Annotated in this window: 9 protein-coding genes; 6 read left to right on the plus strand and 3 right to left on the minus strand. The window is 69.6% G+C overall.

Going from position 1 to position 14,303, the window contains the following annotated elements:
• Window positions 1–70 precede the first annotated feature (70 nt).
• The 4 genes from V4Y04_RS27825 to V4Y04_RS27840 all read left to right on the plus strand — a co-directional run bounded on the left by V4Y04_RS27825 (window position 71) and on the right by V4Y04_RS27840 (window position 6,906).
• The gene (locus V4Y04_RS27825; protein WP_332431085.1) at window positions 71–2,515 is read left to right on the plus strand and encodes an AAA family ATPase; all 2,445 of its coding nucleotides are present in this window, start codon (window positions 71–73) and stop codon (window positions 2,513–2,515) included.
• Window positions 2,515–2,979, plus strand: a complete 465-nt coding sequence (locus tag V4Y04_RS27830) for a hypothetical protein (RefSeq protein WP_332431086.1) — start codon at window positions 2,515–2,517, stop codon at window positions 2,977–2,979. The genes V4Y04_RS27825 and V4Y04_RS27830 overlap by 1 nt, the downstream gene beginning before the upstream one ends.
• Window positions 2,980–3,270: 291 nt before the next feature.
• Window positions 3,271–5,169, plus strand: a complete 1,899-nt coding sequence (locus V4Y04_RS27835) for a hypothetical protein (RefSeq protein ID WP_332431088.1) — start codon at window positions 3,271–3,273, stop codon at window positions 5,167–5,169.
• Window positions 5,170–5,235: 66 nt separating this feature from the next.
• On the plus strand, window positions 5,236–6,906 hold the full coding sequence (locus V4Y04_RS27840) for an Hsp70 family protein (RefSeq protein WP_332431089.1): 1,671 nt from the start codon (window positions 5,236–5,238) through the stop codon (window positions 6,904–6,906).
• Window positions 6,907–6,979: 73 nt separating this feature from the next.
• On the opposite strand, the gene V4Y04_RS27845 is transcribed toward V4Y04_RS27840, so the two are convergent.
• On the minus strand, window positions 6,980–10,057 hold the full coding sequence (locus V4Y04_RS27845; RefSeq protein WP_332431091.1) for a helicase-related protein: 3,078 nt from the start codon (window positions 10,055–10,057) through the stop codon (window positions 6,980–6,982).
• 111 nt (window positions 10,058–10,168) lie between these two features.
• Between V4Y04_RS27845 and V4Y04_RS27850 the strand changes: the two genes are divergently transcribed.
• A complete protein-coding gene (locus tag V4Y04_RS27850; protein WP_332431092.1) occupies window positions 10,169–10,495 on the plus strand; it encodes a hypothetical protein in 327 nt (108 codons plus the stop codon).
• A gap of 342 nt (window positions 10,496–10,837) precedes the next feature.
• Here the strand turns inward: V4Y04_RS27850 and V4Y04_RS27855 are convergent, their stop codons facing one another.
• Complete coding sequence (locus V4Y04_RS27855; protein WP_332431093.1) at window positions 10,838–11,638, minus strand: VOC family protein; 801 nt, start codon at window positions 11,636–11,638, stop codon at window positions 10,838–10,840.
• A 330-nt stretch (window positions 11,639–11,968) separates the two neighbouring features.
• Here V4Y04_RS27855 and V4Y04_RS27860 point away from each other — a divergent pair, with 330 nt between their 5' ends.
• Entirely contained in the window at window positions 11,969–12,820 is an 852-nt protein-coding gene (locus V4Y04_RS27860; RefSeq protein WP_332431094.1) for a sulfurtransferase, read from the plus strand.
• Between the two features lie 94 nt (window positions 12,821–12,914).
• Here the strand turns inward: V4Y04_RS27860 and sepH are convergent, their stop codons facing one another.
• Window positions 12,915–13,955, minus strand: coding sequence for a septation protein SepH (sepH, locus tag V4Y04_RS27865; RefSeq protein ID WP_332431095.1), 1,041 nt, complete (start codon window positions 13,953–13,955; stop codon window positions 12,915–12,917).
• Window positions 13,956–14,303: the final 348 nt, after the last annotated feature.

Raw genomic sequence — 14,303 nt, forward strand, 5'->3', positions numbered from 1 at the left:
CGGCCGCCGCCCCGGCGCCTGCCGGTGCTCGCCCCTTCCACGTCAGTACGGGAACCATGGGAGACACTTCATGGACGACGCCACGGACCGGACCCCCGACCACGCAATGCCGCTGCCCGAGCTGGTGGAGGCCCGGCTGGCCGGCGACCGGAAGCTCACCGATCCGGTGAAGGCCCTCATCCGTGAGGCACTCGGCGACTCGGGGAACGCCGAAGACGGCGCAGGCGCCTCCTCCGCCGGCCCCCTCTACCTGGGCAAGGTCACCGTCACCGGATTCCGCGGTGTCGGCTCCCGGACGCCGCTGAAGCTGAAGCCCAAGCCCGGAGTCACCCTCGTCGTCGGACGCAACGGCTCCGGCAAGTCGAGCATCGCCGAGGCCGTCGAGACCCTGTTCACCGGCACCAACGCCCACTACGCGGGACAGCACCCGAGCCACGCCGTCCACTGGCGCAACCTGCACCAGGGCGAACAGACCGTCGTCGAGGCCAAGCTGACCGTCGAGGGCGACCCGTCGCCGAGCACCCTCACCCGCACCTGGACCGGCGACGCCTTCACCGACTCCGAGGCCGTGCTCAGGCGGCCGGGACACGGCACCGTGCCGCTGGAACAGGCCGGCTGGGAGCGGGTGACCCGCGCCTACCGCCCCTTCCTGTCGTACGCCGACCTGGACAACCTGATCAACGGCAAGCCGTCCGAGATGTACGACAACATCGCCGCGATCCTCGGCCTCGACCACCTCAACGCCGCCGCGCGGTGGCTGACGGCGGCGAAGAAGGAACTCGACACCGTCGTGAACGCGGAGAAGGACAAGAAGCCGCTCCTCCACGCGGCCCTGGAGGAGGTCGGGCACGACGACCGGGCGCTCAAGGCCCTCCTGGCGATGGAGGAGAACGGTGGGCCCGACCACGCTGTGCTCGACGCCCTGATCGCCGGAGCGCCCACGTCCGACGAGGGCCGGCTGCGGGAAGCCCGGCTGGAGGCCGCCGCCGAGACCGAGGGGCCCGACCTCGACAAGGTCGGCGCCGCCGTCGACGCACTGCGGCACGCCGTCGCCGACCTCGACGACCTGAAGGGCACCGCGGCCGCCGACGCCCACAGCAGGGCCGAACTGCTCCAGGCGGCCCTCAGCCACAGCGACCGCCACGCCGACGACACGGCCTGCCCGGTCTGCGGCACAGAACAGGTCCTGGACCGGGAGTGGGCCGCGCGCGCCGAGGCGCAGATCGCCGCCCTCCTCCGCGAGGCCGCAGCCGTACGCGAGGCCGAGGCCGGCCTGCGGACCGCGACGCGCACCCTGCACAACCTGGTGCTCCTGCCTCGGGAGATCCCGGCCGTGCTCGCCGAACCGTGGGAGGCCTGGGGAGACTGCCGTCGGATCACCGACCCCGCCGAACTCGCCGAGCGCGCGCTCAAGGCGGCGGTGACACTGACGGACGCGTGCGCGATCGTGGCCGGTGCGGCGCGCGAGGAACTGGCGGCCAAGGACGAACGCTGGCACGCGGTCGTCGGCCTGCTCGCCGAGTGGACGAAGCTCTCCCGGGAGGCCGAAGCCGCCAAGCCCCGTAGGACCGAGGTCAGCGCCGCCCTCAACTGGATCAAGAAGCTCACGACCGAGGTCCGCGACCTCCGCGTCGACGCCTTCGCTGGCCACACGCAGCGGATCTGGGAGAGGCTGCGCCAGCAGAGCAGCGTCGACCTGACCCACGTCGGCCTGCACGGCAGCGAGAGGGCCAACGTGCGCAAGCTGGTCATGGACGTCACCGTCGACGACACCGAGGCCTCCGCCCTGGGCGTCATGAGCCAGGGCGAGCTGCACTCGCTCGCCCTCTCCCTGTTCCTGCCCCGCACCGCCACGGCCGACAGCCCCTTCGGCTTCGTCGTCATCGACGACCCCGTGCAGTCCATGGACCCGGCAAAGGTCGACGGCCTGGCCCAGGTACTCGACGAACTCGGCCGCGACCGGCAGGTCATCGTCTTCACCCACGACACCCGCCTCCCGCACGCCTTCCGCAGCCAGAACCTGCCGGTGACCGTGCTGAAGGTCGAGCGCGGCGAGAAGTCCAAGGTGCACGTCACCTGCGACACCGACCCGGTCAAGGAGGCCATCGACAACGCCATGGCCCTCGCCCAGACCACGAACTGCTCCGAGACGGCCCTACGCCACGTCCTGCCGTCCCTGTGCCGCGAGGCCCTGGCGACGGCGCTCGTCGAAGCGGCCTGGCTCCGCCGCAACCGCACCGGCCGGTCCGCCGAGTACCTCCAGTCCGCCATCGACACGACCGAACGGCTCATCCCGCTCGCGTCGTTCGCCCTCTTCGACGACGGCCTCGTCCACCCCGACGACGACGTCAGGAACCGCCTCCGCCACCTCTACGGCAACGAGTGCACGACCCTGATCCACCAGTGCCAGCAGGGCGCCCACCCCGGCGGCTTCCTCCCGCACCACCCGGTGGACTTCGTCCGGAAGGTCGAGGCCCTCGCCGCTCGGCTCCGCACCCCGGAGGTGAACGCCTGATGCCCGGCACCTCCACCATCACCGCCCTCCTCGCGACGGTCGACGACCTCCTCACCGAAGGACCGGGCGACAGCCCGCTGTCCCGGGCGGGCCGCGACCGCGGAGCGGCCTACGCCCTCCGCATCGCCCTGGAAGCAGCCGTCGACGCGGCCCTCACGGCCCGGGAAACCTCGCTCCGCGAGGTGAGCACGCGCGCGAAACTGCTCTGCCTGCGCCACTACGCCGGCCCTGTCCTGGCCCACCGCGTTAAAGCCCTTTGGAGCCAGCTCAGCGCCGGCTGCAAGTACCACCACGACGAACTCGGACCGACCCACGCCCAGGTGTGGGCCTGGCGGGCAGCCGTTGGGACGCTCGTCACGGAGCTTGCTGCACCCAGGACGATCCCGGAGTTCCCCCGGCAGCTCGGCGCCGAGCGCCTGCCTGCTGAGGTGACGGCGACGGCCCACGATGGGGAGCACACGTAGGGACCGGCAGTAATGGGCTCTGGTTCGCCGGAACTGCCATGACGGCCGATAGGGTTTCGAGCTGTGGAAATCGGATCTTTGGTTGAGCAATGTGCCGACAGTGCCGTACATCGTATAGGTACCGTTCGCGCGCTGGACGAGAAGGAAGTCGTCGTCGAGTGGGAGGGGGATGAGAGCGAGCACTTGCCCGTGCCCGTACCGGAGTCGGTGAGGACTCTCGTCCCGGGAACGATCCGGTACAAGGCCGCTACCGACCTCGCCGCACTCCAGAGCGAGTTCGAGAGTGACCCCGTGAAGGTGCTGGTCGGGCTGCTCCGTGAACTGCGTGAGCAGGTCACCATCACCGCTCTGCGGAAGCGTGTGGAGGGCATGGGGATCCTTGCGAACATGTCGCTCGATGAGTGGGGCCAGATGCATCAAGTGCTCCGCGCCCAGCCCGAGGTGCACGCAACGAGCAAGGGCATGCGGTGGGGCGTGGGTAGGACGAGGTCCCGTGGCTCTCGTCAGCAGTTGTCCGCTTCCGAGGCACTTCGGAGGTTGGTGGGTAAGTCTCCCAAGCAGGCGAAGCAGTCGTTGCCCGCCGCCGTGTCCGCTGGACTGCATGAGTTGTTGCCGTATGAACAGCTCGCGGCACACGCGTGGGGCGTGCCCGTGACCGAGTGGCCGCGCCGCTGGGCGGAGCCCCATCCAGAGCGCGTCCCTGAGGAGATCCGCCTGATCGCCGTAGAGCACATCATCGAGATGTCGCGCGCCCGGAGTCGAATCGTGCTCCCTGGCATCGAACCCAGCCCGGCTGCGCTGAAGGCCGCGGAGATCCCGTCGTCCCTCGAACTCCTGCCGCTGCTCGTCCCCCTCGCTGCGATGCCTGCGTCAAGTTTCGCGGCGGACAAGGCGGCCAAGGCGCTCAGCGGTGAGCATGCGTGGAGCGCCCTGCGTGCGGTCATGGAGTGCTTCGAGCAGGCATTGTCCGTGTCCTCCGGATCCGAGGACGCCCCGGATCAGGAAGAACGGTTGGCCCCTCTCTCGGCCAGGGCAAGAGAACTTCTGAAGACGGTGTTGATGAGGCGGCCCAAGGAGGATGACCTTCCGTGGCTGGACTTCGCGGAGGAGATGGCGTTCGGGGCCTGCGCCTTGTTGGCGGACCCCCGGACTCGGGAGCAGTCGAACGGACCTGTGCGGGAGTGGGCCCGGCACGTGGCCGACCATCCGGCTATTCCCGCCGAGCTTCGAGAAGGGGCCAGAACCGCCCAGGCCGCCGCGACGGTTGAAACCGCCGAAGTGGCGGAGACGGACAGCACAAGTGACGGCGAGAGGAAGCAGGAAGGCCGGGAGGCTGAGGCCGTACCCGAGGCGCCCAAGGTGCCTGCGGGACAGGCTGAGTCCCTGGATGTCGAAGCGGGGGGCGACGCCGCCGCCGGGGTGGAGGCCGCGCTCACGGCAGACGATTCTTCCCCGAGCATGGCGGAGGACGTCCCGGACGAGGCATCGGAGGCGGCGCAGAATGCGGCACAGGAACCCGAGCCTGACCCGCAGGCCGACATCGCGGCTCTGACCCGCCTGCTGGAGGAAGAACGCAGCAACGCCGAAGCGGCCCGGACCGAATACGAACGGCAGCGCCGGGTGGCATCGGAAGCACTGGCCGAGGCGGAAGCAACAGCGAACCGGTTGCAGCTCCGCATCGCGGACGAGGAGAAGCACCGCGCCGAGGCCGAGACGCGTGCCCACGCCGCCGAGACCAAGTGGGAATCGGCCCAGCGGGACCTGGAAGAGGCGGCCCAGCGAGCCGAAGCGATGACACGTCAGCTCCGGCGGCGGGACGACGAGCTGCGACAGTCCCGGCAGACCACACGCGGGGCATCGCAGGCGCAGTTGCGGCAGGCCAGGATCGACACGCTGCGTGTGCTCGCCACGGTCCTCGCCGAAGTCGCGGACCAGGCGGTCCACGAGGGGGAGGAGACAGGGCCGGCGAACGCTCTGTACCGGAGGGTACTGGCACGCGCGGCAGCAGCCGGGGTGCTGGACATCGGAGCACTCGGAGAAGAGACAGATTACGACCCGGTGATTCACCGGGCCCCAGGCGGACCGGCGGCACGGGTGGTGGTGGAGCGGCCCGGCTTCGTATGGCAGGGCCCGCGTGAGCCCGAGCCCATCGTGCTGGAACAGGCCATCGTCCGCCGGGCCGAGCAGTAGGCACAACAGTTGATTTCCGCTGCCGGGGTTGAGGTTCCCGGCAGCCAGGGTCCATGGAGGACATCGGTGCAGCACGACAAGCCCTTGATCGGCATCGACTTCGGTACCGCGACCACCTTGGTGAGCCAACGGCTCCCCGGCGGCTCACCGGAAATAGTGCCGGTCGGTCACGGTACGTCCTGGATGCCGAGCGTGATCGCCGTCTCCGCCTCCGGTGAGCTCCTGTTCGGCGAAGGCGCCGAGGCGGCGGCCGGGGCCTCGGCGCTGCGGTCGGTGAAACAGTGCATCACTCTCGATCTGACGCCGCATGAGCTACCGGGCCGGGAGGGGACCGACCCGATCCGGCACTCCGCTGACGACATGATCGAGCAACTGCTGAGGCACGTGCTGCTGCGTGCCAGGGCAGCCGGAGCGGACACCGAGGACGCCCACTTCCGTCTTGCCTGTCCCGCAATCTGGGACGGACCGCGGCGCAGGAGGCTCGCCACTCTGGCCAGGGCCGCGGGTGTCCCCGTGGCCGTCGGGGACGTCGTTGACGAGCCTGTGGCCGCCGGACTGGCCTGGTCGGAGGGGCTCTACTGGGAACTCGGCGAGGAACGGCCCGACGGGACCACATTGGTCTTCGACTTCGGCGGGGGCACCCTCGACATCGCCGTGGTCGAGGTCACCGAGTCGCTCCAGGACGGCGCCCCCGAGCTCACCGTGCTCTCGGCGCGCGGTGTGGCCAGGGCCGGTGATGATCTGGACCTCCGGATCGCCCGGGATCTTGAACAGGACTTGGAGGCCCAGGGCATATCGGTGAACCGAATGCCCGACCCTGCCACCCTCAGGGCGCTGATCCTTGCGGCAGCCCGACGGCTCAAGGTGCTGCTCTCCGACACGCGGTACGACGAACAGGCGGTTCCGGTCGGCGGCGGATACACCAACCTGCCCCTGCTCACCTATACGCGCGGACGGCTGGAAGAAGCGTTCCGGCCACAGATGCTGGAAGCCCTGGAGTACGTCAGGGCCGCCCTGTGCGAGTCACGGCTGCGTCGGCGCACTACGCCCGACATCGAGCGTCTGAAGCGTATGCCGCTGTGGGAACTGGCGACCGATGTGCAGCATGTGCTGCTCGCCGGCGGCATGTCCCAGGTGCCGCTGGTACGCCGGCTTTTCGAGGAGAACTTCTCCCACGCCCAGGTGGAGTTCGACAGATCCCTGGAATCACCGGAACAGTCGGTCGTGACCGGCCTGGTGGTACACAACTACCATCGCCTCAACCTCCCCCGGCCCGGTTTCGACCTGGTGCTGGAATGGGACGACCTGAGCGGAGGCCGGCGCAGCGAACTGCTCTACCCGGCCTTCCAGCCCCTTTATGAGCCGCATCGGGTGGTGCGCGGTGAGGAACTGGCCCACCGCTGGCGGGGGACACCGGATGTCCATCGGGTCACCAAAGGCCGGCTCCGGGCGAAGGCCGTGGACGGGGAACCGATGGACTTCTCGGTGGACGGTACCGCACTGCCGTATCTGCCCGTTGAACTCCACCCGAGGACAGCCTTCTCGCTTGCCCTGCGGCTCAACGGCGAGATGGTCGTACATGATTCGACGGCCCGGCCCATGATTTTCAGGGTGGAGAGGTGGCCCGTGCTCCGGAAGGGAGAGCAGGAGGCCATCCGCCTGACGCCGGTACGAAAGGGCGCCCTGGTACACCAGCGGGTGTCATTCACCGACGTGTATTCCCATCCGTGGCAGTGAGGGTGCCCGGCGGTGGCCCGGAGCAGCCCTGGGTCACTGCCAGACATCCGGTCGATCACCGTCGGCTAACCGGTCAGTCGCCCTCGACCAGGACGAGGGCGACGGTCTCGGTGGACAGACTGAAGCGCGCGTCCCGCTCCATCTGCGCCAGGAGGGCCTCCCGCCGCGTCTCCAGGTGCGTTGCCCGGCTCTCGTAGAGGCGCCGGATGGACGGGTGGCTCACCTCGTGGGCGAGACGACGGGACCGCGAGATTTTCACGTGGAAGGTGTCGCTCACCGTGGCTCGACGGCCTTCGGCCAGCCGCGCGTTCTCGGCCTCGTAGAGCCGCTTGGTCGTGCGCTCCTGCACGGCCGCGAGGGCCTGCACCTCCTCCAGGGCCTCGGTGAGCAACGCGTCGACAGCGGCGGGTAGCGACTTGTCGGCACTGGTGAGTTCACCGCGGGCGAGAGAGGTGAGCAGCGCGGTCCCGACCTCGGGTACCTCCCGCATCGTCCGGATGTCGACCGCGGTGGTCCACAGCTCACGGCGCGAACGGGTGCCGTCCGTACGCGCCAGCCGGACTTCCACCAGATAGCGGGAGCCGGGTGGCAGGCCGGGTAGCCGTGCCCGCCCGTAGCGCAGGAGCGGCTCGGGTTGCTGCTCGTACCACCACTGGGCGGTGCGCACCAGCGGATGGCGGACACTGAGCAACGGAACCCCGCTTGCCGACGAGGCGCTCGCGGTCAGGCAGAAGCGCGTCGGGGAGCCGCTCTTGAGTCTGGCCAGCAGATCGCCGCGAGGGTGGGGGAAGGCGCCCGTGTCCATCGCCTCGTACATCGTTTTGAGCAGGTCGCCGCTGCCTGCGACGTCCACCAGGTCGTCCTCGTGGGGGACGTCACGCAGCAGTCCGTATCCGCTGTCGGTGAGGAAGCACTCGACGAGTCCGCGGATCTCCTGGGGGCCCAGATAGCGCCCCCTGCCCGGACTGGTTTCGTCGAATCCCTCGATGAGCAGGCCGTCCAGGCCGGTGAGAAGGGCCTGGGCCTTGTTCAGGCTCTCCAGGTCCTTCTCGCGATCCACCCGCGCGACCGCGATCCGGTCGACCTGGCGGCGCCGCTGCTCCGGGGAGAGGTGCGGGTCCAGGACGATGCGGTGCAACTCCTTGAGGCGCCCGCGCAGGATCGGTTCGAGTTCCCCGATGGAGTCCTGGAAGACCCCAATGCGCGAGTAGAGGCGCTGGAAGATGTCGGTCTCAATGGTGCCGGGAACCTGCATGTTGAAGATGAAGATCTTCTCGTGCTGCTGCCCGAACCGGTCGAGCCGCCCGATACGCTGCTCGACCCGCATCGGGTTCCAGGGCAGGTCGTAGTTGACCAGGACGTTGCAGAACTCGAAGTCCAGGCCCTCGCTGCCCACCTCACTCACCAGCAGCAGATCGAACGCGCCGGCGCGGAAGTCCTTCATGATGCGTTCCCGCTCGGCCGGCGGGATCTTCCCGTGCATGACCCGGACCTTGAACTCCGGTGTCAGCCTCTCCTCCAGGTACTCCAGGGTGCGGGTGAAGAAGGAAAAGACCATTGCCTGCCGCATGCCCTTGGTGCGGGCACCGCGCAGCATGTCCTTGAACCGCTCGAACTTGGTGTCCACGGGGAGTTCCCGCAGCAGGGGGCGCAGCATCGAGAGGTCGTCGGCCTGCTTCGCCAGCTCGTGGGCGAGACTCTCGGGCGAGGCGGCCGATCTCGTACGGTTGCCGTTCGGGGTGTCCTCGGAGTCGTCGACGACCTCCGAGTCGTAGAGGAGTTCCTCGGCGGTCTCCTCCTCGGCCGGCCGGGGCGAGAAACGCTCCCGCAGCCGCTGCTGCATGGCCGGGATACAGCTGGCCGCCTGCCGCAGCCACATCTGTGCGGCGAAGCCGGCGGCCATGCCGCTGCGAGCGGCGCGCTCAAGGCACCAGGCGTGCAGGCCGTCGTAGAACGCACGCTCCTGCGAGGTCCAGCGGACCGCGACGTCCTCGGCTTCCCGCAGGGCCTTGCGGTCCGGGGTGTCGGCCTTGCGCGTCCGGTTGACGACACCCGCGAGGGCGTTGAGTTCGGCGATACACCGCCGCGCCTCGGCGCGTTGCCGGGGGGACAGCGGCTCACCGGTGCTCAAGAGTTCCCGGAGACGCCGGAACTCCGGTCGTCGGGCGGTGATCTTTCCGTACGTGGAGGTCTGGACTCGCATGAGCCGGGAGTGCAGGGCTCGAGCGCCGTCCGTGGTGTCCGCGCCGCCCTCGGCGATACCGACGGCCACCGCGTTCAGGTGGCGGTTGGGCTCGAGCTGGTTCTCGAAGACCTTGGGTTCCGGGAAGGACGCCTCGTCGAGAAGGTGAACGAGGTTGTAGAGGTCCTGGTTGCCGAGGTTGAGGGGAGTGGCAGAGAGGAAGATCAGCGCGTCGGCCCAGTCGGCGAGCAGGGCCGCCGCGGCGTGGCTCCGACTGCTCGCGTTGCGCAGATAGTGCGCCTCGTCCACGATCACAAGGTCGAACCGGGGCTGGAGCTCGGCGAGTTCATCGAGCTGCCCGGCCCGCCGAAGCCGTTCCAGAGACACCACTCCGGCGAACGGCTCACTGGTGTCCCCGCTGCGGAACAGCTCCACCAACTTCGTCATGCCCTCTTTGTCGAGGACGCACAGATCCCGGTCGAAGCGGTCGCGCATCTCGTTCTGCCACTTGGTGACAAGGGCGGCAGGGCACACGACGAGCCCTCGGAAGTGGGTGCCACCGCGCCGTCCCGAGGGACGCCGCAGGTGGGTGCGCTGCTCCAGTTCGTTCCAGATCAAGCCGGCTTCGATGGTTTTACCGAGACCGACTTCATCCGCGATCAGCAACCGCTGGCGATCCGAACTCATCAGCTTGAGCACGGGACGGAACTGGTAGGGCCGGAAAATTGTGCGGCTCGACTGGTACGAGTACACGACATCGGTGAGGGGCGTGCTCAGCTTGGCGAGGGTGAGCGCGAGTGCGGTCCGGTCGGCGGGAGTGGGCGGACGGAGAATCCAGTCCTCGGGGTCGTCCGAACTGGGCGGAAGCGCCTCAAGATCCTCCTCGAAGGCCATACGGGAGCGTCCGCCGCTCGCGTCCTGCAATCTGTACTGGACGCCTCCGTCCCGCGTCGGCGTCGCCTTGATCACGGTGAAGGTCTCCCGCCTGCCCGCAAGACGGACGAGGTCGCCACGGACGAACGCGGGTGTGACCTCTTCGGGGACAGCGGCGCACCAATCCCTGTACTGAACGAGGGCCTGGTGAAGCAGATGACCGTCGTCTATGTCACGGAGGCGCTTCCGCTGAGGGGCAACGGCATCTCCACCGTTGCTCAACGCGAACCCGACGAAGATCCGGCTGGCCCGCGATTCGAAGAGGTAGATGCCGTCGGGCAGCTTGTTTTGGGTATCGCTGCCATGTGCTTGCGGCACGGGATGCTGTCGTGCCGCGGGCACCGGGATTCGTTCGGAGCATTCCGGGCTGTCGTAGAAGAAGTGTTGCGCTTCGCTGAGCGCCTCCAGAGCCGTTGCTCCGGTCGGCTCACTCCAGGGGATGTACTGCAGCCGGAGCCGGTCGTCATCGAGTGACACAGTTGCTGCTGCAGAGCGCTTCTCGCTCTCTGATGCCGCTTTCTCCCTCACTTCATCCCCCTGTCCTATGGACACTGTGCCCAGGCACTCAGCGGATCATCTCCCGCCGCCTCGAAGGGGCCAGTGCGACCAGAGCCGTCAAATCGGCCAACAAGGGATGGAAATGATCTGCTGCTGGGCTGTTGCGTGGCGCCGAAACCTTCTCATGGGAGCCGGTTTGGCCCGAGTAAGACTACTTGGCGGCACTCGGTGGCCACGTGTCCCCTCTGTGAATGCCACCGGCGCTTGTCGTCCACTGCCTCAGGTCTGGAGGCGTCCTGGCGCGGTTCCGAGGGGTCGTCACAGGCCCTGCAGCAGCGAGAACCGCGCCCCCTCCGGGTCCGTCGCCGTCGCGATCCGGCCGTGGGCGCTGTCGTGGGGCCGCTTGAGGATCTGGCCGCCCAGGTGCGGGACGTGGTCCACCGTGTCGTCGACGTCGGCCACGCTGAAGTACGTCGTCCAGTGCGGTCCGTGTTCCCTCAGGAGGCCGTTGCCCACGCCGTGGATCCCGGCCACGGGCCGGCCCTCCACGCTCAGGGTCACGTGGTCGATGTCGGTGGAGACCTCGGGTCGCACGGTGTGGCCGAACACCGTCGCGTAGAACTTGGCCACGCGTTCCGACTCGAAGGTCGTCAGTTCGTTCCAGGCGGGTGCGCCGGGAGCCCCGGTGACCGCCTGGCCCAGGTGCGCGGACGCCTGCCAGATACCGAAGACGGCGCCCGAGGGGTCGGAGCCGATCGCCAGCCGCCCGGCCTCGGCGAGGTCCAGCGGGCCGACGCCGATGGTGCCGCCGCACGCTCGCACCGTTTCCGCGGTGCGGTCCACGTCCACCGAGGCGAAGTAGGGCGTCCAGGCCACGGGGAGATCCAGATCCGGCGACAGCATCCCGATGCCGGCCACCTCGCAGCCGTCGAGCAGGGCCCGCGCGTAGGGGCCGAGTTGCTGTGGGCCGGGCCGGAACTCCCAGCCGAACAGCGCTTCGTAGAAGCTCCGGGCCCGGTCCGCTCCATGCACCATGAGACTCACCCAGCAGGGTGTACCGGGTGTGTACCGAACGGGTGCTGCACCGTCTCGGCGGGCGGACTCCCGTGCGTCGGTCATCGTCACTCTCTTCTCGGCCGCCCTGGCGGTGGCCGTGTTCTTCTCGACCCGGGCGAGGGACGCGTCGCGCCGCTCTGTGGATTCGTCCCCGTGCCGGCACTGGCATCGGCCACGGCGTCGCGTGCTCCGGGCCCGCCCCGTACGGCGGTTCCTGTCTCCGGAGGATGCCCGATGTGCGGGCCCCCGTCCTTTTCGGCACGCTTGCCGGAGGATGTCGATCGGTAGTACAGCATGTGCCCGATCCCATACGCCTCGTGATCGGGTCTGCCCGGCCGAGCAGAGTAGCCGGACCTGGGCGGGACGGCCACCCCGTACGTCAGGATGGTTCCCATGAACGCCATCATCTCCACATCCGGACTCGCCGCCGAACTGGCGGGCGGCGACCCGCCGGTGCTGCTCGACGTCCGCTGGCGGTTGAGCACGGCGGCGACGGCCGGCGAGCCGCCGTTCGACGGCCGGGCCGCCTACCGCGAGGGGCACCTTCCCGGTGCCGTATTCGTCGACCTGGACAGCGAGTTGGCCGCAGTATCGACCGGGCGGGGGCGCCATCCGCTGCCCGATCCGGAGGAGTTCGGTGCGGCGATGCGCCGGGCGGGCGTGTCGTCGGGCGTGCCGGTGGTCGTGTACGACGGCGGGACGGGCTGGGCGGCCGCCCGCGCGTGGTGGCTGCTGCGGTGGGCGGGTCACCCGGACGTGCGGGTCCTCGACGGCGGGTTGCCGTCCTGGGACGGTCCGCTCGAGACCGCGCTGCCGGAGCCGGCCGAGGGCGACTTCGTGCCCGTATGGGGGGCGGCCGGGCTGCTCGACGCCGACGGAGCGGGGGAGCTGGCCCGGTCCGGGCTGTTGCTGGACGCCCGCGCGGGAGAGCGCTACCGGGGCGAGGTCGAGCCGATCGACCCGGTCGGCGGCCACATCCCGGGCGCGGTCTCGGCGCCCACCACCGAGAACGTCGGCCCGGACGGACGCTTCCTGCCCGCCGGGGAACTGGCCACGCGGTTCCGGGAGTTGGGCGTGTCCATGGACAAGCGGGTCGGTGTGTACTGCGGTTCGGGGGTCTCCGCGGCGCACGAGGTGCTGGCGCTCGCGGTGGCGGGCATCCCGGCGGAGCTGTACGTCGGCTCCTGGTCGGAGTGGTCGTCGGACCCGGAGCGGCCGGTCGCGGTCGGACCGGACCCGCAGTAAGCCGGAAGGGTGAAAGGGGCACTCGCGCATGACGAGCGCCCCTTTCATGGCAGCTCAGGCCGGTTCGTCCGATGCGGTGGCCGCTCCCGCGGGGTCACTCCTGCTTCTTGCGCCGGGTCCCGAACACGATCTCGTCCCAGCTCGGCACCGCCGCGCGGCGGCCCGGACGCACCCCGTCCGCCTCCGCCTGACGGTCCGTGGAGCCGACGAGACGGTCCCGGTGACTGGTGACGGCGCGGGGCATCAGGACATCGGCGTAGGCGGAACCGGCCGAGGCCGCGGGAGCCGGCGGCTCCTCCGCCTCGGGTTCGCCGTCCGGCTCCTCGGCGGCCGGCTCGGGGGCCCGCTCGGGAACCACCAGGTCGCCCCGGAAGCTCGGCACCGCCTCCAGCAGACTGGTGAGCGAGTCCCGCTCACCGCCGGCCGTGGCCACCAACTCCTCATCGGGTTCGAAGTCCTGACCCGGTGGCAGGCTCTGTCGCTCACGGTCACCCGGACGGTCGCGGGGCAGCCGGGCGATGCGCGGCACGAACGGGAAGCTGGGCTCGGGCGTCGCGGCGAGATCGTCGGACTCGCCGATCAGTGAGCGCGCCTCGTCGTCGACGGCCTGGACGAGCCGCCGGGGCGGGTCGTACGTCCAGCTGGCCGAGTGCGGTTCACCCGCGACCCGGTAGACCAGCAGTACTTCCCAGGTACCGTCGTCGCGGCGCCAGGAGTCCCACTGCACGGTGTCCTTCTCCGCGCCGCGCAGCGTCAGCCGTTCCTGCACGGCCTCGCCCAGCGGCGGACCGGAGTTCTCGCCGGGGCGGCGGACGGGGGTCTTGCGGGCACGTTCCGCCATGAAGGCGCGCTCGGCGAGGACGGGGCCCTCGAAGCGGCGGACGCGGTCCACGGGGATGCCGGCCATCTGGGCGACCTCTTCCGCGGTCGCACCGGCTCGTATGCGTGCCTGGATGTCGCGGGGGCGGAGATGGCTCTCCACCTCGATCTCGATCTGGCCGAGGCGGGGACGGTCGCCGCGCACCGCGGCGCGCAGGCGTTCGTCGATCGGAAGCATGTACTCCGTGCTGTCCGCAGCCTTCAGCACCAACCGTGTGCCGTCATTCGAGACGGCCACGACACGCAGTTCGGGCATGGGGACCTCCCGGGTGGTGCCTGCCGACGTCACGTGCGTCGCTGCTTCCGCTAGTCGAGTGTGACCTGCCCGGGTGCAGCCTGCCACAACCTTGCCGAGTTGCCCGGCGTGTCGGGCGTGGGCCCCGGCTCGCCGTTATGGCACGGTTACTTATTCGCAACGCTGAGTGAGCAGCTGCGTCACCCTGTGCAACTGGCCCCCTCCCTGACGGTCCTCAAGGGACTCGAGCACCCTGACGGGCGGCCGGACCCAGGGCTCGCAACAGTACTCCATTCGGGCCAAGTGCGCGGATCGGCGCGCTGTCCCGACTTTCCGCAAGGGGCGCTACTTGGCCGCGCCGGCCCGGAT

It is taken from the genome of Streptomyces sp. P9-A2, assembly GCF_036634175.1.
Lineage (GTDB): Bacteria > Actinomycetota > Actinomycetes > Streptomycetales > Streptomycetaceae > Streptomyces > Streptomyces pratens.